This is a genomic window from Synechocystis sp. PCC 7339 (assembly GCF_019924095.1).
Classification (GTDB): Bacteria; Cyanobacteriota; Cyanobacteriia; order Cyanobacteriales; family Microcystaceae; genus Synechocystis.
On sequence record NZ_CP063659.1, the window covers coordinates 637,107 to 663,510 of the forward strand.

Sequence of the window (26,404 nt, forward strand, 5' to 3'; positions counted from 1 at the left end):
TTTATTTATTTAGACAAGAATAAGCTATGTCATTCACAAACCATTCTAAAAAATTTTTTAGTTTTTGAATTTCAAATCTTTCGATATTAATTTGTTGTTCTGAATCATGTCCAGATTCACGACTCGCATTTCTATATCTATTGATTTCTATAAAATATAGATAATGTTCTTTCATGTCATTTCTTCTATCATAAAAATCACAGACAATATATTCGAGAATCAGGTAAAGATAAAAGGGGACATTATTTCTTTTGTACTGCTGTTTGTTGAGATAGTAGCCATTACAAAATTCACTGTATCCTTTTGCGCTATTTAAATTCCCTTGGCTTTTTAGAAGTATCAATGGGTAATCATCAAATTGTTTTGAGTCATAATATTCTTTTGTTTTAATAAAAGCACCTATTATTTTTTCATCTTTATCAGATAGTATTTTATCTAAAATTAATCTATTGGTTTTTTCTATTGTCAACCTACAATATTGACACACTAAAACTATATTGGTTTGATCGTAAGCGGACTTAATATCCATATTGTCTTTATTTATTTTTTCAAGCCAATTGTTATAATTAAATTTAATCATTTCACATGATTGAACTTTTGCATAATCACAAAGGGTATTATTTATGTTTCCTCTTGGGCGAGTTGGCCGCCTTAATTTTACTGAAGTTTGAGTTAATTGGTTATTTGTTGTTATCTTCTTTTTTTCAATATTTTGAATTGATTGACTGAGGGGAGTATCTTGTATTTTAAATTTCTCTAGCTCTTTCTCTACATCGGAGCTTAAGGAAAAATCATTGTAAGTCTTCAAATAATCAACGATTTCCTTGATGCTAAGAAAAATTGTTTTTACAATCAAATTAAAGTTGTCCGGAGACTCATCAGTCATTATGCAATCGAGGGTTAGTTTGTTACTGGTGCAGATTTTTTTAATTTCAAGTAAGATTTCAGCATTTTTTGATACAAATCATCATCTTTTCCTTTGATCATTCCTAGAAATTCAATTTTCCCTTTGACAACTTGAGAAAAACTTGCTTTTTTCTTAAGCGAAAATTTAACCTTTTCTTCGTATTTTTGATAATACTCTTTTTCCGCCGCCTCTAAGCCAAACTTAGCCCAAGCATGGAGCATCGCCCGAATTTGCCGCACATAGGTTCGTTTAACGTTAGGAAATTCATTGGTGGTTAAGCCCGTCACCTCCTGATGATTGCCTCTTACTTGAAGCCTTACCTTCTTCTCATTAATCTTAAATCCATTTTCCGTAATAATTCCCAAAAGGCGATCGCCAAGTAACAATTTGTCACCATCTTCTGTTTCAATGGCGTAGGCCAACGCTTCAGGAAACTCCTTAAGAGTTGTGGAAAACGTAATATCGTCCGCATAGCGGGTATAGGTTGCTCGACACTCCTTTGCCAAACGCTGTAACTGGCTATCCATCTTGGCACAGAGCATATTGGTGATGATCGGAGAAGTCGGTGCTCCCTGCGGTAACTTATCCTCATGACAACAAATTTGCGCCAACACCGTCGCGACCTTAGCAGGCAAATTATAGGGAGTCGCCATAAACAAACCCCGGACTCTCCCAAAATTAACTGACCCAAAAAAGTCTGCCAAATCCAAATTCAGCACAAAACGTTTACCCGCATGGGCTTTAGCATTGGTGACAATATTTTTACCCGGTACAAAACCGTGGGCAGATGGTTTTACCTCATAGACTGCCGTAAGTATCTGATTCAGCTTCCACTGAATAATCTTCAAAGCACTAATCGGTGTTGAAATTGTTCGTTCTCCCCCCATTTTTTTAGGCAGAGTAAATGTTTTATACTTTTTATCACTCGGTACACGATAAATGTGATGAGCTAAACGTGGATAAGTCAGATTTAATAGACTGGCCAAATCATCTGGAGTTTGCAGAGCCAAAAACTTTTGGCGTAACTCTTCTGGGGAACCTGGCAGAGTAAATCTTTCCTTGATCTGGGCTTGATGATCTAACGGATGAATATTTATTTTTTCTTGAACAGCACTATTTAACATCTTTTTCTTCCTTGCAAAAAACAAAAAAAATTGCTTGCGGCGTTATACCAACTTATTCCCTTTGTCTCGAAAACGATGTTTCCGACGGATTCATTAAGAATCTTGGGGTAAAGCTAACCGGGCAATACACCGTCGCAGGATCAACAACGGAAATCTATACTTATGCCGCAAGCTATGGGAGTTAAGAGTTTCACAATGGCTTTTTACGCCTGTGACTTAACTAAATTTCATCATACCTTAAGCAATCCTTTCTACAATAGATTTAGTTCGATTGACAAATCATCAGGAATCATTGCTCGTAACCCATAGGCGATCGCCTCATAAATAAAACAAAAAACACTCGCAGATGTACTCCAACTTTACTTTCATTTTCTTTTTCTCTGTTGTTGCTTCCGGTAGGAAGCATACTAGCCTCAGAATGGCTAACAGCGGATAAGGCAAGGAACATTTATAAAGCCGTCGCAGGATCAACAACGGAAATCAATACTTTATCTGCAAGTGATCTTTGTCATCGGAAGCATGGAATCACCGTAAACGAGACCCCATTTCCCTGACATTGCTATGGTAAGCCAGTTCAAGAGAGTTTTGATATATCTCATGCGAACGAGGAAAGAAGAAGGATCTGCTATGGTGGGCAAGGCAAAAATTGGCATAATTGAGTCTCATTCCCTATTAATTTCCGTTGTGCTTATCCTTTCTCCCCTTCCCTTTGAGGTTGCCAGATAACCTATGGCTGAACGTATTCAAAAATTGCTTTCCCAGTGGGGCATTGCCTCCCGTCGCCATGCGGAAGAAATGATTCTGGCGGGGCGGGTCAGCGTCAATGGCAAAGTGGCTAGCTTGGGAGACAAGGCCGATCCCCAGCGGGATTTTCTCTCGGTGGATGGGAAACAAATTAAGGCTGATAATCGGCCTCGGGACATTTATTTATTGGTTAATAAACCGAGGGATGTGCTCTCCACCTGTGAAGACCCCAGGGGCCGGAAAACAGTGCTAGATCTACTTCCCCAGGATTTGCAACGGGACAAAGGACTGCATCCCGTTGGTCGGTTAGACCGTAATTCCACCGGCGCTCTTCTGCTCACCAATGACGGTGAGTTGACCCTCCGTCTGACCCATCCCCGTTACCATTTGCCCAAAACCTATGATGTTTGGCTGGTTGGCAATCCCAGCGATGAAGATCTGGAAAAATGGCGATCGGGCATGATGTTAGATGGCAAAAAAACCCTACCGGCTACCCTAGAGGTAATTTCCGAAACTAAAGACCAAATTCACCTGTTAGTTACCCTGACGGAGGGGCGTAATCGTCAAATTCGTCGTTTGGCCGAAGAATTGGGATTGACAGTGTTAAAACTCCATCGCCGCACCATTGGCCCCCTCCAGTTGCACACCAGGGGAAAAGTGCTGGGTAGTGGCCAATTTCGCTTTCTTTCCCCAGCGGAAATTCGGCTGCTGAAAAAACAGGTTAATCTGCCATAGTGTTCGCACAATCGTATTATTGTTGTTGTTAAATTCCCTTATCTTCTTGCCCCACCATGACCCGCGCCAAATTACTGCAACCGGATTTAGTTTTGGGTAAAACCATTGTGGAGTTGTCCCCTGCCATTCTCGATCGCCATGGGGTTAGGGGTTTAGTGCTGGATGTGGACGAAACCCTGGTACCTTTTCGAGGGGATCAGGTGTCGGAGGAACTGCGGGAGTGGATTGATCCCGTCAAGGCCAAACTGCCCATTTGGTTGGTGAGCAACAATATGAGCGAGTCCCGCATCAGGGGAGTGGCCCAAACCCTAGATTTACCCTTCCTCTATGGAGCCGCCAAACCGTCCCGCCGTAAACTGCGCCAGGCCATTGCGGAAATGCAGTTGCCGGTGGAAGCCGTTGCCATGGTGGGCGATCGCCTCTTTACCGATGTGCTGGCGGGGAACCGTTTGGGGATGTTTACCATTTTGGTGGAGCCCATGGTATTACCAGGCAAGCCCCTCTATCCCTGGTCGATCAGAAACATGGAGGTTTGGCTTTCCCAAAAACTGGGGGTTACTCTCCAGGGGGCGCTTGAGTGATGTTCCCCCAAGTGACGACAACAGATTTAAATCCCCGGTCAGGGCCAAAGTCAATCCCCTTCGGTTATAATTTTGTTACAAAACTTAATAAGAAATGATTATGAGAATTATAAAGAGAATCTTAAAAAAAACGGCGATCGCCTGGGGATCAGCCATAATTGATCCAACGAAATAACACGGGGTCACCTTTATAAAGACCCTTAACATAATAAAAAACCCGGGGATCAGGTCATTTTGGCTTGATCCCTTTAAAATTGCGCGAATTTTTCCCCGTCCATAAGCCGAGAATTGAATGGTGTCCTCCGCTACAAAAATGTCAGCAAAAGCAGACATAAATTTGGGAACATGGGAACAATTGTCAGCCCCAGCCTATGTTGAGTTTCAACGGACGACCCCTTGGGTAACGGGGCGGATATCACTGCCATCAAAGGTGCCCGGGTTACCACTCCAGTTGAAATCGCTGATGCGTAGATTGATTGACCCTACCTGGAGTTGGGGGTTGTAGCGCAGTTGAATGTTGTAGGTGCGGCGGCTATATTCCAAAACGTAGTCTGTACTAATTTCTTCGTTAGCCGTGAGACTGTAGGCTCCCTGCACCCCAAGCCGCACTGGACCATAAATTTGTTGGGTCAAGCCAAAGCTGACCACTTGGGTATCGGCAAAACGATCAAAAAAGAACGGCGACGCATCCCCCCGAATGCCTTGGGAATAGGCAATATTAAAACCGGTGTAGTCAAAATAAGGTTTGGAAAAGTTACCGAACTGTCCAGAAAAACCGACGGTGCCAGTCAGGGACGGTTGGGTACTACCATCGCCGTAATAACTACCAACCCCAGTGACTCCAGTATTGAACACCACATAGGGCACAACTACGTTGGGGGTATAACGCAATCCTTCCTCGGCGGTGGGGGGCAGGGCTTCCCCAACCCAGAGCAAAAAATATTTGTTTAAAGTAGCGGCCCCTTGCAAGCGCATCAGAGTAACTAAGTTGTCGCCGGTGCTTGGGTTAATTAATTCCTGGCGATCGGTGGCGGCTTCCACACTTTGTAAAGAAGCTTGGTAGTTAAAGGACAAACTGGGATCATCATCCAACGGATAAATGGTTGGAGAAACAATGATCGCCCCCACACTACTTTGCACAGTTTGGAAACCTAAGGAACCGTTAAATAAACGTTCCCGGTAATTGTATTCAAACCTGAGATCGTAGGGATTATCTAAATCCCCCAGTCTATTCTGCAAAGCCAGTTTGGCCCGGAGGGAATCTTCAATAGCATCCAGATTGAGATTAGAAAAATTGAGGGTGTTGAGCAAATTCATCCGCTCGGTGAAATCAACATTTAGCTCTGTGATTAAACCGAAGGCCGCCGGACAAATGGCACAAACTTCCGCATCGCTCTGGTTAGCGGCGGGAAAAGCATCGGGGAAAGCTACTTTTTGGAGTAGATATTGGGGTTTGACTTGGAAACTGACTTTATCGGTGTCAATCGGGGTGAAATTTCCCTGGACATATAGTCCCCCCCGGTCTTCGCCGTCATAGCCAATGCTAATTAGTCCCGGTTGGCGATCGCGGCGATCAATGGTGAGACGGTCTTGAAAGGGCAAAGATGTTTTTTGATCTAACAATACCCTAGACCCGGTTAATTTCAACTCATCTACGTCTGGGCCAACGTTGTAGTAATCGGCAGTTTCTGCTTGTACTTCCAATTCCGGAGGGTTAAAGGGATCGTTGGTGATGCGGACTTTCTTGGCCCGCCAGCCGTCGGCGTCGAAGTCTACCTGCTCTGCTTGGAAACGGAGGCGATTGACTTGGCCACCGCTGTCTGTTTGGCTGGCGCTCTGGGCCCCTGGGGTACTGGCCCCAATGCCCGCCCGAAAACCTTCTTGCCCCACAACGTTGGTGACGGGCTGATTGATAGCTAGGCGATCGTTCAAACTTTGGTTGGACACAATGGGGTTGCCAAAGTCGGTGGGCACAGTTTGGGCAAAATCCCGGGCAGTGCTGGGCTGGTAAATTTCTCCGTTGGCATCGTAAATTACCCCCTGGTTGAGTACAAAAAAGTATTCAAATCTTTGCCCCTGGAGAATCTGTTCCCCCCGTTTGAGGGTGACGTTACCTTCAGCCACCGCAAACCGATCTGGCAAATTAACCCGTAGGCGATCGGCTAGCAGTAGCCCATTGGCAAAGCGCATGGTGACGTTACCGGTGGCGGTGACCACTTCCCGGTTGCTGTCAAATTCTTGGTGGTCGGAAATTAGTTCGATTACTTCCGGAGGAATGGCGACTTCATCTGCCTCCGTGGCCGGAATAGGGGAGCTATCAAGAAATTGGCTCGGCTCTGGGTTATTTTCTGTTTCTGTTTGGGAGGCTCCGGGGTCGATTTCCAAGACTTCACCGATCGCCTCTTGGCCTTTTTCTTCAACTGTGGGCTCAGCTTCCCTCGTGGGCCCTGTGATTACTTCTAGCTCCGACTCGCTCGGGACTGTGATCAAATATTCCTGAATTTCCCCGTCCCGGGATTGACTGATAATTTTCTTGGCCGTAGGAATGGGTACCTGTACGGGCCGATCGCCGATTTTAGAGTTTGGGGCAACGGGGGCACCCCCCAGGGATAAACCAGAGTTGGGGTTAAGGTACAGATCCTTGGCCGAAGCCTGGGCGACCGCCGGGTCCGCCGATGGAGGAGTGGACGAGGAAAGTGTTGCCCCGTCAGTTGCCAGCAGTTCTTCAGTCTCCCTCGGACTGATTACTTCAATGGGAACCGGAGGAGGGGGAGGGGAAACAATAGGGGGCATTTAAATCGACGAACTAAACGCCAACGCTAACATTTGCTTTGTTTGGACTGAAATATAAAGCTAAGGCTAACTGGGCTTGGTTAACAAGGGGGACGATCAATTGCCAGAAATCGTTTCGTCTGTGGCCCCAGCGACAAAAAACTCTCCGGTGGAGGAGAGCAATCAGGTTCTAATCTACTCTCCGCACAAAAATTAGTCTAGGGAGAGAGGGAAATTTTTTTGGCTAAATTTGGCTAAAGCTTATTCAAAGTCCTTGCGGCCAGGGTTCCGGGTGGGGTCACTGGAAAGGAAGCCGAAGATAAACAGGGAAATAAACAGGCCAACAACGATATAAACGGCGATTTTAAGGGTTAACATAAATTCTCCTTATTAAATTCAAAGACGTAGCCAAGCTGAATTGAGTAAAAATCCGGGCGCAGAAACCATTCTACCTTGCCTACTTTACCCCATTTCGGTCTAGGCTTTGGGGAGATGGCCGGGGAATTTCCACCGCCAAGGGAGGCACACCATGGGCTTAAACAATCTCGACCACTTACTGGGCCATCTCCGGCGATCGCCGGGGTGGGAACAACTGCGCCGTTACCAATTAGTCAAAGAAGCTTGGCAGAAGGTGATCGATCCCCGTTTACAGGACTGTACCAAACCCCTGGGCATTCAACGGAGTGTACTGACGGTGGCGGTCATTTCCCCGGCCCTGGCCCAAAATCTTCAACTGCAGCGCATTAATCTTTTGGCCAAACTAAATCGGGAGTTGACGGAGCCTTTGGAGGATCTACGCTTTTCTCCCCTCCACTGGCACCAACAGCATTCGGGTAAACTGCCGGAGGCCTCTGCCCCCATGCCCCGGCCTGCCCCTCCCCCCCCAGGCGATCGCCGTGAAAAAGTCACCAGTGCAGCAGAAGCCTTGGAAAAGTGGCTCACCACCCTGAAAGAACGGGCCCAAGTTTTCCAACCCTGTCCCCAATGCGGCAGTGCGGTTAATCCGGGGGAAATCGAGCGTTGGGGCCGCTGTAGTGTCTGTGCCACCAAGCCCTGGCGGGAAATTTTTTCCCAATCCCGGCCGGAAAAAGATGGATATCGCTAGTTGTCAGTAGAATGCCCGGTCTAAGTGTGATTACGAATTTATTGCCTCCAGCCCTCGGATATTGCTGGAGGGTTAGTTTTTTACCGGTAGTCGGGGAAACCCCATAACCCGACAAATTTGTATGGCAACCGTGAATACTTTTACGTTTTTTTGGGTAGGATGGTAGAAAATATCAGTAAACACGGAGAAAATTTGGGATGTTTTTTCATCTGTCCCCATTAATCAGGGAATTACGGCAATGTTAGAATCCTTTTCCCTAGATGTTTTCCCGTGTTGAATAGCCCTGTTGTTTCAACTTAAGTTAAACCGCCTACCTGAATCCTCTTGGTGTTAAAACCCCTCAGCAAATCTCCACTGTGTACACCGCCGCTTGAATCCTAAATAATTTTTCAACTTTTTCGAGTCTTTTAATCCTGAATATGCATAACTCGACCTTGTTTGTCCTCGACTCCCGGGTATTCCATGGGGGCCTGCTTCAGTCGGCTGTTCTGCCCAATGTTGCAGCAATAACCCTAGACCCTGACCAGGACGGTCTCCGGCAGATTACTGAAGCCCTGGGGAGACAAGGTGCTGTTCGTTCTCTGCATATTCTTTGCCATGGTTCCCCTGGTTGTCTGCACCTAGGTAATGGTCATCTGGGCCTGGATAATTTGGCCCTTCGCAGTCAGGAGTTAAAAGGCTGGTTTGCCGGAGTTGATTCCCCCCAACTATTTCTCTACGGTTGCAATGTGGCCGCCGGTGATGCCGGTGCGGAATTTGTCGAAAAGTTAGCTGGGTTAACTGAGGCTGGGGTCTCCGCTTCTACCACGGCGATCGGACATCAATCCCTAGGTGGTAATTGGGTTTTAGATTTTCAAACGGGTGATATTGTCGTGGAAAATATTTTTTCTGCTCCTGAATTAGCGGCCTATCCCGGCGTCTTGGATGGCAACGGAGAATGGTTTTTGTTCGACCTAGTAGATTCATCTGGTATCTACACCGAGCGGCTCGATGCCCTGCAATTGTTAGTACAGGAGCAACTTTCCGACTTTTTTGCCCAATCTGACTATCTCACTCAGTTAGCCATCCCTTTCAGCGCCACCGCTGGTACGGCTGGCTGGACAGGGAATGCCGAATCTTTGCGGTCTTCCATTTTGGATGGTAATTACCAAATCCGTTTGGAAGTACGTTCTAGCGCTGAATTACAGGGAGCTTTGGGGGCCTACAGTGCGACCGGAACCACTGGTACCCCGACTATTTATCTGAATGTCGATTGGTTTGCCACCGCTAGCCAAGAGCAAATTGTTGCTGTCTTGCTCGAAGAAATTGGCCATGATTTTGACCAAATCCTAAATGACGGGGCCGATAGCCAAGGCGACGAAGGAGAAATATTTGCGAATGTAGTTCGAGGTGGCGACTACAATCTGGATGCCCTAAAATCCCAAAATGATCACCAAGTCCTAGATATTGGAAATTATTCTGTAGCAGTCGAAAAAGCAGACTTAAATACTGGTTTTCAGTCATTTGATTTTACTTTTACCAATGGAAGCAATGGTGACACCGAGATAATCGACTCTGCCACCTCAACAACTCGTCGATACAGTAACGTTATTACTGTTAATGGAATTCAAGTAGATGCAATTGTAACGGCAACTCGTACAAATATAAGTAGCTTTACTTTTGATGCAAACGATAACCCTACAAGACTTGAACCGGGCATTGATCCGACTACTAATGGAAGGGCAACCTTTGTTATAAATTTCGTGGAGGGAGGTACCAGCACCCCTATCAGTCTTTTCAACTTTTCCCTTAGCGCAGTTGATATTGACGGAGGGGTTGAATTTTATGAGATACAAGGATACTCTTTTTATGAGGTTGATATTACCACTGGTCTTACGGTTACAGAGCCCTCACCAGGAATAATAAGAGTTGCTTCTATCTCTGGTAACTTGGATGGTCGTGATTTTGACAATTCAGCTTCCATCATTGCAGATTACCTGGTTCCAGTTTCTACGGTTACAGTCGTAGCCGAAGTTAGTAGTTCAGGCAATGAAAGGCTTTTTTCCTTTACTTTAGGCAATCGCCTAGGGGAATTCACCAATGCCCTGAGGTTCACAAGCCCTGGCCAACTTGCTGTCCCGCCATTACTAGATTTAAATTTTTCTGACGGAAGCCCTCAATCCCAAGTTACCAGAGTCACCTTTAGTCCTAGCTATGACGTTGGCGACATTGTCTCCATCACTGTTGATGGATTTACCTATAGCCATACGGTGGTATCTGGAAACACATCGGCGGAAGCTGTCTACGATGCGCTCAAAGCTGTAACCGTCGGGGGAATTACCCTAGCAAATCGTTTGATTTCCAAAGGCGTTAGCTGGCCAGCTAATTTAACTTCTAATGCGGTTATCCTAACTAGTAATCCCGGCGCCGCTAATGCCTTTACCCTGACAACGGCTATTACGAGCGGGCCAGCTCTGCCCTGGATTTATACTGTTGATTTTGCCGATGATATTACTGATTTTGCCAATTCTCCTAATGAGAACATAACCATTGTAATCAATGGAGTTTCCTATGTTGGGACGCAATCTACTAATGCTGGCAACAGCAATGGCCGCTTCGACAGGGCCGCTGATGATGTCGTCGCTGACATAGACGCCGCTTTAGGAGTAGGGACGGCTTCTTATGACTCCGGAAATAATACATTTACCATCACTTTAAGTGCCTCCGCTGCCATCACTGCAACTTCCACTGGGGTTAACGACGATAACGATCAAGTCGCCAACGGAACCGTAAATAATACACAGGCTGGCACTTCTCCAACTTCTCAACCAGCACCATCAGTTAATACGACCAGCACTGCTGCAAATGGCAACACTGGTTATCAAACAACCTTTTCCCTGGGTGGTGCCCCTGTGGCGATAGGAGATACTGATGTCAGTGTCACTGATGCCGATAGCCCGAACATGAACTCGGCCACAATCACCTTAACCAACGCCCAAGTAGGTGATTTATTAACTGTCGGTTCTTTGCCCAGTGGTGTCACTAGCACCATTAATACCAGCATCCCTGGCCAAATCATCGTCACCCTCAGCGGTAACTCCACCAGAGCTAACTATGAAACGGCGATCGAAGCCATTACCTTTAGCACAACAAGCACGAATACTACCGCCCGAACAATTAATGTCATTGTTAACGATGGGATAAATACCAGCAACACGGCGATCGCTATCGTCAATGTAATTTCCGCCGTCAACAATGCGCCAGTAAACACGCTACCGGCAACGTTCAGCGTCAATGAGGACACGAACTTAACCTTGAGTGGGCTATCCATCAGCGATGTAGATGCTGGGACGGGCAATGTAACTGTAACGCTTTCGGTCAATTCAGGAACTTTATCTGCATCATCAGGGGGAAATGTCACAGTAACTGACTCTGGCACTGGCTCTATCACCCTGACTGGTACAGTTGCCAACATCAATACATTCCTGGGTGGTGGCTCTGCCCCTGTTTTTTCTCCCAGCGCTAACTTCAACGGTGCTGTTACCCTCACCATGGTCACCAATGATGGTGGCAATACCGGTTCAGGGGGCCCACTATCCGATACTGATACTTCGACTATTACCGTATTAGATACCACAGCACCGATTATCAGCATCACCTTGGATGATGTGACCGCTGATAATGTGGTCAATGCCGCCGAAGCCGGAGGCAATGTCGCCATCACCGGCACCGTGGGTGGAGAGTTCAACACAGGGGATACCGTCACCCTAGTAATCAACAGCAATAACTACACCGGCACTGTAGATGGCAGTGGTAATTTCAGCATTGATGTGCCTGGGAGTGATTTAGTTGCGGATGGAGACCTGACCATTGATGCCAGTGTGGCGACCACTGATGCAGCAGGGAATCCTGGTAGTGCCAATGACACCCAGACCTATAGCGTTGATACCACAGCACCGATTATCAGCATCAATACCATTGCAAGTGATGACATCATCAACGCAGCAGAAGCCGGCAGTCCGGTGGCAGTGAGTGGAACGACCACGGGTGTAGAAAATGGTCAGACAGTAACGGTCACCATTGATGGCAACACGTACACCACAACGGTAAGTAACAACATCTGGACATTGAATGTGCCAGTGGCAGACATTGCCAACTTTGAAGGAAGTGAAACCGTCACCGCCGATGTGAGCAACTTAGCTGGTAATGCCGCTACTCAGGCTACCCGGAATATCACCATCGATACCACAGCGCCGATTATCAGCATCACCTTGGATGATGTGACCGCTGATAACGTGGTCAATGCCGCCGAAGCCGGAGGCAATGTCGCCATCACCGGCACCGTGGGTGGAGAGTTCAACACAGGGGATACCGTCACCCTAGTAATCAACAGCAATAACTACACCGGCACTGTAGATGGCAGTGGTAATTTCAGCATTGATGTGCCTGGGAGTGATTTAGTTGCGGATGGAGACCTGACCATTGATGCCAGTGTGGCGACCACTGATGCAGCAGGGAATCCTGGTAGTGCCAATGACACCCAGACCTATAGCGTTGATACCACAGCACCGATTATCAGCATCAATACCATTGCAAGTGATGACATCATCAACGCAGCAGAAGCCGGCAGTCCGGTGGCAGTGAGTGGAACGACCACGGGTGTAGAAAATGGTCAGACAGTAACGGTCACCATTGATGGCAACACGTACACCACAACGGTAAGTAACAACACCTGGACATTGAATGTACCAGTGGCAGACATTGCCAACTTTGAAGGAAGTGAAACCGTCACCGCCGATGTGAGCAACTTAGCTGGTAATGCCGCTACTCAGGCTACCCGGAATATCACCATCGATACCACAGCGCCGATTATCAGCATCACCTTGGATGATGTGACCGCTGATAATGTGGTCAATGCCGCCGAAGCCGGAGGCAATGTCGCCATCACCGGCACCGTGGGTGGAGAGTTCAACACAGGGGATACCGTCACCCTAGTAATCAACAGCAATAACTACACCGGCACTGTAGATGGCAGTGGTAATTTCAGCATTGATGTGCCTGGGAGTGATTTAGTTGCGGATGGAGACCTGACCATTGATGCCAGTGTGGCGACCACTGATGCAGCAGGGAATCCTGGTAGTGCCAATGACACCCAGACCTATAGCGTTGATACCACAGCACCGATTATCAGCATCAATACCATTGCAAGTGATGACATCATCAACGCAGCAGAAGCCGGCAGTCCGGTGGCAGTGAGTGGAACGACCACGGGTGTAGAAAATGGTCAGACAGTAACGGTCACCATTGATGGCAACACGTACACCACAACGGTAAGTAACAACACCTGGACATTGAATGTGCCAGTGGCAGACATTGCCAACTTTGAAGGAAGTGAAACCGTCACCGCCGATGTGAGCAACTTAGCTGGTAATGCCGCTACTCAGGCTACCCGGAATATCACCATCGATACCACAGCGCCGATTATCAGCATCACCTTGGATGATGTGACCGCTGATAATGTGGTCAATGCCGCCGAAGCCGGAGGCAATGTCGCCATCACCGGCACCGTGGGTGGAGAGTTCAACACAGGGGATACCGTCACCCTAGTAATCAACAGCAATAACTACACCGGCACTGTAGATGGCAGTGGTAATTTCAGCATTGATGTGCCTGGGAGTGATTTAGTTGCGGATGGAGACCTGACCATTGATGCCAGTGTGGCGACCACTGATGCAGCAGGGAATCCTGGTAGTGCCAATGACACCCAGACCTATAGCGTTGATACCACAGCACCGATTATCAGCATCAATACCATTGCAAGTGATGACATCATCAACGCAGCAGAAGCCGGCAGTCCGGTGGCAGTGAGTGGAACGACCACGGGTGTAGAAAATGGTCAGACAGTAACGGTCACCATTGATGGCAACACGTACACCACAACGGTAAGTAACAACACCTGGACATTGAATGTGCCAGTGGCAGACATTGCCAACTTTGAAGGAAGTGAAACCGTCACCGCCGATGTGAGCAACTTAGCTGGTAATGCCGCTACTCAGGCTACCCGGAATATCACCATCGATACCACAGCGCCGATTATCAGCATCACCTTGGATGATGTGACCGCTGATAATGTGGTCAATGCCGCCGAAGCCGGAGGCAATGTCGCCATCACCGGCACCGTGGGTGGAGAGTTCAACACAGGGGATACCGTCACCCTAGTAATCAACAGCAATAACTACACCGGCACTGTAGATGGCAGTGGTAATTTCAGCATTGATGTGCCTGGGAGTGATTTAGTTGCGGATGGAGACCTGACCATTGATGCCAGTGTGGCGACCACTGATGCAGCAGGGAATCCTGGTAGTGCCAATGACACCCAGACCTATAGCGTTGATACCACAGCACCGATTATCAGCATCACCTTGGATGATGTGACCGCTGATAACGTGGTCAATGCCGCCGAAGCCGGAGGCAATGTCGCCATCACCGGCACCGTGGGTGGAGAGTTCAACACAGGGGATACCGTCACCCTAGTAATCAACAGCAATAACTACACCGGCACTGTAGATGGCAGTGGTAATTTCAGCATTGATGTGCCTGGGAGTGATTTAGTTGCGGATGGAGACCTGACCATTGATGCCAGTGTGGCGACCACTGATGCAGCAGGGAATCCTGGTAGTGCCAATGACACCCAGACCTATAGCGTTGATACCACAGCACCGATTATCAGCATCACCTTGGATGATGTGACCGCTGATAACGTGGTCAATGCCGCCGAAGCCGGAGGCAATGTCGCCATCACCGGCACCGTGGGTGGAGAGTTCAACACAGGGGATACCGTTACCCTAGTAATCAACAGCAATAACTACACCGGCACTGTAGATGGCAGTGGTAATTTCAGCATTGATGTGCCTGGGAGTGATTTAGTTGCGGATGGAGACCTGACCATTGATGCCAGTGTGGCGACCACTGATGCAGCAGGGAATCCTGGTAGTGCCAATGACACCCAGACCTATAGCGTTGATACCACAGCACCGATTATCAGCATCAATACCATTGCAAGTGATGACATCATCAACGCAGCAGAAGCCGGCAGTCCGGTGGCAGTGAGTGGAACGACCACGGGTGTAGAAAATGGTCAGACAGTAACGGTCACCATTGATGGCAACACGTACACCACAACGGTAAGTAACAACATCTGGACATTGAATGTGCCAGTGGCAGACATTGCCAACTTTGAAGGAAGTGAAACCGTCACCGCCGATGTGAGCAACTTAGCTGGTAATGCCGCTACTCAGGCTACCCGGAATATCACCATCGATACCACAGCGCCGATTATCAGCATCACCTTGGATGATGTGACCGCTGATAACGTGGTCAATGCCGCCGAAGCCGGAGGCAATGTCGCCATCACCGGCACCGTGGGTGGAGAGTTCAACACAGGGGATACCGTCACCCTAGTAATCAACAGCAATAACTACACCGGCACTGTAGATGGCAGTGGTAATTTCAGCATTGATGTGCCTGGGAGTGATTTAGTTGCGGATGGAGACCTGACCATTGATGCCAGTGTGGCGACCACTGATGCAGCAGGGAATCCTGGTAGTGCCAATGACACCCAGACCTATAGCGTTGATACCACAGCACCGATTATCAGCATCAATACCATTGCAAGTGATGACATCATCAACGCAGCAGAAGCCGGCAGTCCGGTGGCAGTGAGTGGAACGACCACGGGTGTAGAAAATGGTCAGACAGTAACGGTCACCATTGATGGCAACACGTACACCACAACGGTAAGTAACAACACCTGGACATTGAATGTACCAGTGGCAGACATTGCCAACTTTGAAGGAAGTGAAACCGTCACCGCCGATGTGAGCAACTTAGCTGGTAATGCCGCTACTCAGGCTACCCGGAATATCACCATCGATACCACAGCGCCGATTATCAGCATCACCTTGGATGATGTGACCGCTGATAATGTGGTCAATGCCGCCGAAGCCGGAGGCAATGTCGCCATCACCGGCACCGTGGGTGGAGAGTTCAACACAGGGGATACCGTCACCCTAGTAATCAACAGCAATAACTACACCGGCACTGTAGATGGCAGTGGTAATTTCAGCATTGATGTGCCTGGGAGTGATTTAGTTGCGGATGGAGACCTGACCATTGATGCCAGTGTGGCGACCACTGATGCAGCAGGGAATCCTGGTAGTGCCAATGACACCCAGACCTATAGCGTTGATACCACAGCACCGATTATCAGCATCAATACCATTGCAAGTGATGACATCATCAACGCAGCAGAAGCCGGCAGTCCGGTGGCAGTGAGTGGAACGACCACGGGTGTAGAAAATGGTCAGACAGTAACGGTCACCATTGATGGCAACACGTACACCACAACGGTAAGTAACAACACCTGGACATTGAATGTGCCAGTGGCAGACATTGCCAACTTTGAAGGAAGTGAAACCGTCACCGCCGATGTGAGCAACTTAGCTGGTAATGCCGCTACTCAGGCTACCCGGAATATCACCATCGATACCACAGCGCCGATTATCAGCATCACCTTGGATGATGTGACCGCTGATAATGTGGTCAATGCCGCCGAAGCCGGAGGCAATGTCGCCATCACCGGCACCGTGGGTGGAGAGTTCAACACAGGGGATACCGTCACCCTAGTAATCAACAGCAATAACTACACCGGCACTGTAGATGGCAGTGGTAATTTCAGCATTGATGTGCCTGGGAGTGATTTAGTTGCGGATGGAGACCTGACCATTGATGCCAGTGTGGCGACCACTGATGCAGCAGGGAATCCTGGTAGTGCCAATGACACCCAGACCTATAGCGTTGATACCACAGCACCGATTATCAGCATCAATACCATTGCAAGTGATGACATCATCAACGCAGCAGAAGCCGGCAGTCCGGTGGCAGTGAGTGGAACGACCACGGGTGTAGAAAATGGTCAGACAGTAACGGTCACCATTGATGGCAACACGTACACCACAACGGTAAGTAACAACATCTGGACATTGAATGTGCCAGTGGCAGACATTGCCAACTTTGAAGGAAGTGAAACCGTCACCGCCGATGTGAGCAACTTAGCTGGTAATGCCGCTACTCAGGCTACCCGGAATATCACCATCGATACCACAGCGCCGATTATCAGCATCACCTTGGATGATGTGACCGCTGATAACGTGGTCAATGCCGCCGAAGCCGGAGGCAATGTCGCCATCACCGGCACCGTGGGTGGAGAGTTCAACACAGGGGATACCGTCACCCTAGTAATCAACAGCAATAACTACACCGGCACTGTAGATGGCAGTGGTAATTTCAGCATTGATGTGCCTGGGAGTGATTTAGTTGCGGATGGAGACCTGACCATTGATGCCAGTGTGGCGACCACTGATGCAGCAGGGAATCCTGGTAGTGCCAATGACACCCAGACCTATAGCGTTGATACCACAGCACCGATTATCAGCATCAATACCATTGCAAGTGATGACATCATCAACGCAGCAGAAGCCGGCAGTCCGGTGGCAGTGAGTGGAACGACCACGGGTGTAGAAAATGGTCAGACAGTAACGGTCACCATTGATGGCAACACGTACACCACAACGGTAAGTAACAACACCTGGACATTGAATGTGCCAGTGGCAGACATTGCCAACTTTGAAGGAAGTGAAACCGTCACCGCCGATGTGAGCAACTTAGCTGGTAATGCCGCTACTCAGGCTACCCGGAATATCACCATCGATACCACAGCGCCGATTATCAGCATCACCTTGGATGATGTGACCGCTGATAATGTGGTCAATGCCGCCGAAGCCGGAGGCAATGTCGCCATCACCGGCACCGTGGGTGGAGAGTTCAACACAGGGGATACCGTCACCCTAGTAATCAACAGCAATAACTACACCGGCACTGTAGATGGCAGTGGTAATTTCAGCATTGATGTGCCTGGGAGTGATTTAGTTGCGGATGGAGACCTGACCATTGATGCCAGTGTGGCGACCACTGATGCAGCAGGGAATCCTGGTAGTGCCAATGACACCCAGACCTATAGCGTTGATACCACAGCACCGATTATCAGCATCAATACCATTGCAAGTGATGACATCATCAACGCAGCAGAAGCCGGCAGTCCGGTGGCAGTGAGTGGAACGACCACGGGTGTAGAAAATGGTCAGACAGTAACGGTCACCATTGATGGCAACACGTACACCACAACGGTAAGTAACAACATCTGGACATTGAATGTGCCAGTGGCAGACATTGCCAACTTTGAAGGAAGTGAAACCGTCACCGCCGATGTGAGCAACTTAGCTGGTAATGCCGCTACTCAGGCTACCCGGAATATCACCATCGATACCACAGCGCCGATTATCAGCATCACCTTGGATGATGTGACCGCTGATAATGTGGTCAATGCCGCCGAAGCCGGAGGCAATGTCGCCATCACCGGCACCGTGGGTGGAGAGTTCAACACAGGGGATACCGTCACCCTAGTAATCAACAGCAATAACTACACCGGCACTGTAGATGGCAGTGGTAATTTCAGCATTGATGTGCCTGGGAGTGATTTAGTTGCGGATGGAGACCTGACCATTGATGCCAGTGTGGCGACCACTGATGCAGCAGGGAATCCTGGTAGTGCCAATGACACCCAGACCTATAGCGTTGATACCACAGCACCGATTATCAGCATCAATACCATTGCAAGTGATGACATCATCAACGCAGCAGAAGCCGGCAGTCCGGTGGCAGTGAGTGGAACGACCACGGGTGTAGAAAATGGTCAGACAGTAACGGTCACCATTGATGGCAACACGTACACCACAACGGTAAGTAACAACACCTGGACATTGAATGTGCCAGTGGCAGACATTGCCAACTTTGAAGGAAGTGAAACCGTCACCGCCGATGTGAGCAACTTAGCTGGTAATGCCGCTACTCAGGCTACCCGGAATATCACCATCGATACCACAGCGCCGATTATCAGCATCACCTTGGATGATGTGACCGCTGATAATGTGGTCAATGCCGCCGAAGCCGGAGGCAATGTCGCCATCACCGGCACCGTGGGTGGAGAGTTCAACACAGGGGATACCGTCACCCTAGTAATCAACAGCAATAACTACACCGGCACTGTAGATGGCAGTGGTAATTTCAGCATTGATGTGCCTGGGAGTGATTTAGTTGCGGATGGAGACCTGACCATTGATGCCAGTGTGGCGACCACTGATGCAGCAGGGAATCCTGGTAGTGCCAATGACACCCAGACCTATAGCGTTGATACCACAGCACCGATTATCAGCATCAATACCATTGCAAGTGATGACATCATCAACGCAGCAGAAGCCGGCAGTCCGGTGGCAGTGAGTGGAACGACCACGGGTGTAGAAAATGGTCAGACAGTAACGGTCACCATTGATGGCAACACGTACACCACAACGGTAAGTAACAACATCTGGACATTGAATGTGCCAGTGGCAGACATTGCCAACTTTGAAGGAAGTGAAACCGTCACCGCCGATGTGAGCAACTTAGCTGGTAATGCCGCTACTCAGGCTACCCGGAATATCACCATCGATACCACAGCGCCGATTATCAGCATCACCTTGGATGATGTGACCGCTGATAATGTGGTCAATGCCGCCGAAGCCGGAGGCAATGTCGCCATCACCGGCACCGTGGGTGGAGAGTTCAACACAGGGGATACCGTCACCCTAGTAATCAACAGCAATAACTACACCGGCACTGTAGATGGCAGTGGTAATTTCAGCATTGATGTGCCTGGGAGTGATTTAGTTGCGGATGGAGACCTGACCATTGATGCCAGTGTGGCGACCACTGATGCAGCAGGGAATCCTGGTAGTGCCAATGACACCCAGACCTATAGCGTTGATACCACAGCACCGATTATCAGCATCAATACCATTGCAAGTGATGACATCATCAACGCAGCAGAAGCCGGCAGTCCGGTGGCAGTGAGTGGAACGACCACGGGTGTAGAAAATGGTCAGACAGTAACGGTCACCATTGATGGCAACACGTACACCACAACGGTAAGTAACAACATCTGGACATTGAATGTGCCAGTGGCAGACATTGCCAACTTTGAAGGAAGTGAAACCGTCACCGCCGATGTGAGCAACTTAGCTGGTAATGCCGCTACTCAGGCTACCCGGAATATCACCATCGATACCACAGCGCCGATTATCAGCATCACCTTGGATGATGTGACCGCTGATAATGTGGTCAATGCCGCCGAAGCCGGAGGCAATGTCGCCATCACCGGCACCGTGGGTGGAGAGTTCAACACAGGGGATACCGTCACCCTAGTAATCAACAGCAATAACTACACCGGCACTGTAGATGGCAGTGGTAATTTCAGCATTGATGTGCCTGGGAGTGATTTAGTTGCGGATGGAGACCTGACCATTGATGCCAGTGTGGCGACCACTGATGCAGCAGGGAATCCTGGTAGTGCCAATGACACCCAGACCTATAGCGTTGATACCACAGCACCGATTATCAGCATCACCTTGGATGATGTGACCGCTGATAATGTGGTCAATGCCGCCGAAGCCGGAGGCAATGTCGCCATCACCGGCACCGTGGGTGGAGAGTTCAACACAGGGGATACCGTCACCCTAGTAATCAACAGCAATAACTACACCGGCACTGTAGATGGCAGTGGTAATTTCAGCATTGATGTGCCTGGGAGTGATTTAGTTGCGGATGGAGACCTGACCATTGATGCCAGTGTGGCGACCACTGATGCAGCAGGGAATCCTGGTAGTGCCAATGACACCCAGACCTATAGCGTTGATACCACAGCACCGATTATCAGCATCAATACCATTGCAAGTGATGACATCATCAACGCAGCAGAAGCCGGCAGTCCGGTGGCAGTGAGTGGAACGACCACGGGCGTAGAAAATGGTCAGACAGTAACGGTCACCATTGATGGCAACACGTACACCACAACGGTAAGTAATAACACCTGGACATTGAATGTGCCAGTGGCAGACATTGCCAACTTTGAAGGAAGTGAAACCGTCACCGCCGATGTGAGCAACTTAGCTGGTAATGCCGCTACTCAGGCTACCCGGAATATCACCATCGATACCACAGCACCGATTATCAGCATCACGAGTATTAGCAATGACACTGGAATCGTAGGAGACTTCATTACCAGTGACCAAACACTGGTCTATGGCGGTACTGCCGATACAGGTGCAACGGTGACAGTTACCCTAAGGGACAACAATAATAATGTTGTTTTCAGCACTACTACTAATGCGGACGGCAACGGCGACTGGAATCTTGACCGTACCACTAATGAAATCCTGGCCGGAGGTAACTACACCTTAACAGTTAGCACAACGGATTTGGCAGGTAATACCGCCACAGATACCCAGGCCATTACCATCGACACCAACGCACCAGGCATTACGATTACCGCCATTAGCATTGATAGTGGGACAGCCGGTGATTTTGCTACCAACGATCAAACCTTAGTCATCACTGGGACTTGGACTAATCTGCCTACGAATACCCTGGCGGTTATTTTCAATGGCACTACCTATACGCTGGGCATAGACTCTGAATTAATCGTTAATGGTAACAATTGGACTTTAGACCTCAGTGCTATAACCACACCTCCAGGCGACTACACTTTAACTGCCACAGCAACTGATCTTGCCAATAACATTGCCCAGGCTAATCAGAATATTACAATCGATACCACGGCCCCTGGAGCACCGGTGGTCACAATTACGGAAGATGCCAATAACGATGGAACTATCAGTGCGGGAGAATTGAATGGCTTAGTGGATGTATTGATCGCCTTGCCCACTGGGTTGGTTGCTGGAGACACCCTGACCATTAGCGATGGCAACACTCCCCAGGCCATTGTCCTCACCACCGCCCAAATCAATGCCGGAGTGGTAACCACCCAGGTAGCAGTACCTGCCCCAAGTACCACCCTGACCGTCACCGCTTTTGTCACAGATAGTGCGGGTAACCAAAGTACCAGTGGCAGTGATAGTGCCGTATTAGATACCATCGTGCCGCCCCCACCGCCCGATCTTGGAGTCCCGGTGGTCACGATCACGGAAGATGCCAATAACGATGGAACTATCAGTGCGGGGGAATTGAATGGCTTAGTGGATGTATCGATCGCCTTGCCCACTGGGTTGGTTGCTGGAGACACCCTGACCATTAGCGATGGCAACACTCCCCAGGCCATTGTCCTCACCACCGCCCAAATCAATGCCGGAGTGGTAACCACCCAGGTAGCAGTACCCAACCCAGGTGCCAGTTTAACAGTGAGTGCATTCATAACGGATAATGCTGGGAACCAAGGTCCTGATGGCAGCGATAGTGCCGTATTAAACACCACAGCGCCTAATGTTGGCCCCCTGGACATCAGTGACGCAACCGATACCGGCGCCGATGACTTGTTGAGCAGTGATGGCAACCCCGAACTAACTTTTACTGGTGAGCCAGGATTAGAGATTGGATTGCTTGGACCTGACGGCAACCCGGTTGACGCCGATGCCTACGAAGTAGTGGAAACCCCCGGTGCCAACCCCGGTGAACCTTCCACCTACACAATCAAATTAATTGACGCTGACCCATCTGACCCAGATAGCGATCCGTTTGGAGACTTCTTCAATGGAGTTGTCACAGGTAATGGAGCCAATACCGGCGATGGCATTTACATCATTACAGCAACGGATAATGCAGGCAATACCAACGATGTAGGTCAATTTGAGATTGATACGACTTCTCCCGGTACTCCCAACAATGGCAATTCTCCTTTCAGCCCCCTAGACATCAGTGACGCAACCGATACCGGCGCCGATGACTTGTTGAGCAGTGATGGCAACCCCGAACTAACTTTCACTGGTGAGCCAGGATTAGAGATTGGTTTGCTTGGGCCTGACGGTAACCCCGTTGACCCCGGTGCTTATGAAGTGGTAGAAACCCCCGGTGCTAACCCTGGTGACCCTTCCACCTACACAATTAAATTAATTGACGCTGACCCATCTGACCCGGATAGCGATCCGTTTGGAGACTTCTTCAATGGAGTTGTCACAGGTAATGGAGCCAATACCGGCGATGGCATTTACATCATTACAGCAACGGATAATGCAGGCAATACCAACGATGTAGGTCAATTTGAGATTGATACGACTTCTCCCGGTACTCCCAACAATGGCAATTCTCCTTTCAGCCCCCTAGACATCAGTGACGCAACCGATACCGGCGCCGATGACTTGTTGAGCAGTGATGGCAACCCCGAACTAACTTTCACTGGTGAGCCAGGATTAGAGATTGGTTTGCTTGGGCCTGACGGTAACCCCGTTGACCCCGGTGCTTATGAAGTGGTAGAAACCCCCGGTGCTAACCCTGGTGAACCTTCCACCTACACAATTAAATTAATTGACGCTGACCCATCTGACCCGGATAGCGATCCGTTTGGAGACTTCTTCAATGGAGTTGTCACAGGTAATGGAGCCAATACCGGCGATGGCATTTACATCATTACAGCAACGGATAATGCAGGCAATACCAACGATGTAGGTCAATTTGAGATTGATACGACTTCTCCCGGTACTCCCAACAATGGCAATTCTCCTTTCAGCCCCCTAGACATCAGTGACTCAACCGATACCGGTGCTGATGACTTGTTGAGCAGTAATGGTAACCCCGAACTGACTTTCACTGGTGAGCCAGGATTAGAGATTGGGTTGCTTGGGCCTGACGGTAACCCCGTTGACCCCGGTGCTTATAAAGTGGTGGAAACCCCCGGTGCTAACCCTGGTGACCCTTCCACCTACACAATTAAATTAATTGACGCTGACCCATCTGACCCGGATAGCGATCCGCTTGGAGACTTCTTCAATGGAGTTGTCACAGGGAACCCTGCCAACACTGGGGATGGAACCTACACCATCACAGCAACAGATAATGCAGGCAATACCAACGATGTAGGCCAATTTGAAATTAAGACTAGTTCTCTAATTTCTATCAACGATGATCGAGGTACCGTAGTCATTGGCGATCTGGGCTTTGGCTCCGTCAATGTCGATGTCTTAGCCAACGATCAGGGCTTGGGCATTCAGATCGCCAGCCTGACCCAACCCTTTAAAGGCACGGCGGTGCTGCGGGATAACGACACCCCCAACAACTTCAGTGATGATTTTTTGACCTATCACATCCATGAAGAGCTATTGGATTTACGCCCAGCCACTGGTCTCGTCCGCGTAGATCTCAGTAATATCACCAGCCGTGCCAGTTACAACAACTCCGTTGGGTTCTATCAAGTGCTGGATCATTTTGGCACCATCATTGACCCGACATCTGGACGACTTTTAACCCCAGCGGATCCGGAATACAGGAATATCGCGTTAGCCAGTGCGATTGCTGGGTTACAAATCAGTGTCAATAATCCTGTTCAGTCCATTGAACTACCCGGAGGCGGCATCTATGCTCCGTTCCTAACGTCTGACCAGGGTAACGGGCAAGTGAATCACTTCTTCGCCCTCATTGACGCCAATCCAGGTCAAGTGGACTATGTTCGTTTTGCTAATAACGTCTATAGCTTTGAAGACACGACCTTTGGCGATCGGGATTTCAATGATCTGCGATTTGGCATTAATATTTTGCCCCAGGGAGATTTCGTTCCCCAAGCCATTGGTCTCACCACTAACACGGGAGTTTTCACTGCCAATGGGCTAGTCGATCAGTTTACCTACACGATTACCGATGTTAATGGGGATAATCGGACGGCTACCGTTGCCATTGATAATCAGGAACATCTCAAATTCACCATAGTGGAAGTAGACGGAGATTTCAAAAATGAGGTGGCAATTTTCAGGGTGGATGATACCCAGGGAACTATCAATGGCATTGCCCCAGGACAGGCAGGCTACCTGGAAGCAGCCTTAAGCAATAGCCAGGTGATATTTACTGGCATCAGTGGCCAGACCCAGCTTTTCGGTGAGTCCCTAACTCGGACTATGGATCAATTCCAAGGTGGTGATAGTTTTGGCTTTTTGTTAATCCAAAATAATTCCCTGGATATGGTACTCAGGGAGCAAGCCTCCGGGGGCATATCTACTCCGATTTTCTTCAGCCAGGCGATCGCCAATGGTAATCAAATCCAGCAAATTTCGAATGGTGATGACGAGGGAATGGTAGTTGCTTGGGAGGATATTGCCCAGGGAGGGGACGGAGACTTTAATGACTTTGTCTTCCGGGTGGCAATGACAAGTCAACCAGCCCCCTTGGGGACGTTCTACCAGGGGCAAGCTCAACAGGAAATCTTTGCTAATACGAGCAATCAAAACGCCCAAATTGGGATTCAGATTACCACTAATTCTTTCTATGACAATACCGTTGGTTTCTACCTAGTTGAGAATGCGGGGGGCACTGTGCTGGATTATACCAGCGGCCAACTGGTCAACCCCGGCGATGCCAACTATGCCGAAGTGGCGGTGCGGCAACGTCTTTCCCTCGGCTCCAACGGCCAACCCATTGGAGGGGAACTTAGCCCAGGGCAAATCATTGCTCCGTTCCTAATTTCCAATGGCACCGAAAATCAATTCCTGACGGTTAACCCTGCCAACCAGGCGATCGCCGTTGGCCCTGTGGCCTTCTTTAATTATGTAGAAGCTAACCCGGACAAAATTGACCATTTCCGGTTAATTGCAGACAACACTTTTGCGATAGAAGATACCCTCGGCGGCGGAGACTTTTCTTTTGATGACATCATCGTGAAATTGATTCAAACTGCCGTTAACCCGGAATTGTTGGATCTCCGCTCCCTCGATGGCCCAGTAAATCTTGGTATAAACGAAATTACCAGTGATGCTTCCTTTGGGCTCTCCGTTGGTTTTTACCGAGTGGAAAATCAGTTTGGTGCCATTACGGATCCGCTGACAGGTCAAATCCTAAATCCTGGCCATGGTAACTATCAAAGCGTGGCGCTGCAAAATACCGCCGCCCAATTTACCGTTAATGCTGGGACCAGCTCCCAGGTATTGCAACTGGCCGGGGGGAGCTTGTTTGCCCCTTACCTCACCGTTAGTCAGTCCGATGGCAGTGTCTTTAACTACTTCTCCTATCTGGGGGCTAACCCTGATCAGGCAGATCACATTCGGGTTTGGGGGGATACCTTCCAATTTGAGGATGGCTTCTGGGGGGAGATATGGACTTCAATGACCTCCAGTTCCGGATTAACATCCAATAGGGGCGCTGATCAGGGTAAGAAATGGCTCTGGATTTCCCCGGCCGGCGGGTCTAGGGCCGGGCAAATTTAAAGAAACTCTGGGGATTGGCTACATTCTCCAGAAAAACCTTTAAGATGGGTGGGATCTTTGCGCTCTGGACGTGCCCATCTCCGGCGATCGCCATGGGTGGGGGAAGC

General features: G+C 49.0%; 8 protein-coding genes. 4 read left to right on the forward strand and 4 right to left on the reverse strand.

The window, feature by feature from the left end:
• Nucleotide 1 precedes the first annotated feature (1 nt).
• Both IQE94_RS02950 and IQE94_RS02955 read right to left on the reverse strand, forming a co-directional pair.
• Nucleotides 2-886: a hypothetical protein gene (locus IQE94_RS02950; protein ID WP_223342682.1), complete on the reverse strand. Its 885-nt coding sequence runs from the start codon at nt 884-886 to the stop codon at nt 2-4.
• A gap of 14 nt (nt 887-900) precedes the next feature.
• On the reverse strand, nt 901-2,031 hold the full coding sequence (locus tag IQE94_RS02955) for a reverse transcriptase domain-containing protein (RefSeq protein ID WP_223342683.1): 1,131 nt from the start codon (nt 2,029-2,031) through the stop codon (nt 901-903).
• A gap of 729 nt (nt 2,032-2,760) precedes the next feature.
• On the opposite strand from IQE94_RS02955, the gene IQE94_RS02960 reads away from it, so the two are divergent.
• Nucleotides 2,761-3,510 (forward strand): pseudouridine synthase, encoded by a 750-nt coding sequence (locus IQE94_RS02960; protein ID WP_223342684.1) that lies wholly within the window; start codon nt 2,761-2,763, stop codon nt 3,508-3,510.
• Nucleotides 3,511-3,566: 56 nt separating this feature from the next.
• Complete coding sequence (locus tag IQE94_RS02965; RefSeq protein ID WP_212716043.1) at nt 3,567-4,091, forward strand: YqeG family HAD IIIA-type phosphatase; 525 nt, start codon at nt 3,567-3,569, stop codon at nt 4,089-4,091.
• Nucleotides 4,092-4,472: 381 nt separating this feature from the next.
• On the opposite strand, the gene IQE94_RS02970 is transcribed toward IQE94_RS02965, so the two are convergent.
• Together IQE94_RS02970 and IQE94_RS02975 are read right to left on the reverse strand one after the other, a co-directional pair.
• The gene (locus IQE94_RS02970; RefSeq protein WP_223342685.1) at nt 4,473-6,884 is read right to left on the reverse strand and encodes a DUF3769 domain-containing protein; all 2,412 of its coding nucleotides are present in this window, start codon (nt 6,882-6,884) and stop codon (nt 4,473-4,475) included.
• Nucleotides 6,885-7,124: 240 nt separating this feature from the next.
• A complete protein-coding gene (locus IQE94_RS02975; RefSeq protein ID WP_010873313.1) occupies nt 7,125-7,241 on the reverse strand; it encodes a photosystem II reaction center protein I in 117 nt (38 codons plus the stop codon).
• Nucleotides 7,242-7,392: 151 nt separating this feature from the next.
• On the opposite strand from IQE94_RS02975, the gene IQE94_RS02980 reads away from it, so the two are divergent.
• Both IQE94_RS02980 and IQE94_RS02985 read left to right on the forward strand, forming a co-directional pair.
• Nucleotides 7,393-7,968 carry a DUF721 domain-containing protein gene (locus IQE94_RS02980; protein ID WP_223342686.1) on the forward strand — a complete coding sequence of 192 codons (576 nt, stop codon included), beginning with the start codon at nt 7,393-7,395 and terminating at the stop codon, nt 7,966-7,968.
• Between the two features lie 419 nt (nt 7,969-8,387).
• On the forward strand, nt 8,388-26,297 hold the full coding sequence (locus tag IQE94_RS02985; protein WP_223342687.1) for an Ig-like domain-containing protein: 17,910 nt from the start codon (nt 8,388-8,390) through the stop codon (nt 26,295-26,297).
• Nucleotides 26,298-26,404: the final 107 nt, after the last annotated feature.

Excerpts from the sequence above, each read along its gene's own strand:
- IQE94_RS02950 (WP_223342682.1), bottom strand. The coding sequence starts at position 886 with ATGACTGATGAGTCTCCGGACAACTTTAATTTGATTGTAAAAACAATT.
- IQE94_RS02955 (WP_223342683.1), bottom strand. The coding sequence starts at position 2,031 with ATGTTAAATAGTGCTGTTCAAGAAAAAATAAATATTCATCCGTTAGAT.
- IQE94_RS02960 (WP_223342684.1), top strand. The coding sequence starts at position 2,761 with ATGGCTGAACGTATTCAAAAATTGCTTTCCCAGTGGGGCATTGCCTCC.
- IQE94_RS02965 (WP_212716043.1), top strand. The coding sequence starts at position 3,567 with ATGACCCGCGCCAAATTACTGCAACCGGATTTAGTTTTGGGTAAAACC.
- IQE94_RS02970 (WP_223342685.1), bottom strand. The coding sequence starts at position 6,884 with ATGCCCCCTATTGTTTCCCCTCCCCCTCCTCCGGTTCCCATTGAAGTA.
- IQE94_RS02975 (WP_010873313.1), bottom strand. The coding sequence starts at position 7,241 with ATGTTAACCCTTAAAATCGCCGTTTATATCGTTGTTGGCCTGTTTATT.
- IQE94_RS02980 (WP_223342686.1), top strand. The coding sequence starts at position 7,393 with ATGGGCTTAAACAATCTCGACCACTTACTGGGCCATCTCCGGCGATCG.
- IQE94_RS02985 (WP_223342687.1), top strand. The coding sequence starts at position 8,388 with ATGCATAACTCGACCTTGTTTGTCCTCGACTCCCGGGTATTCCATGGG.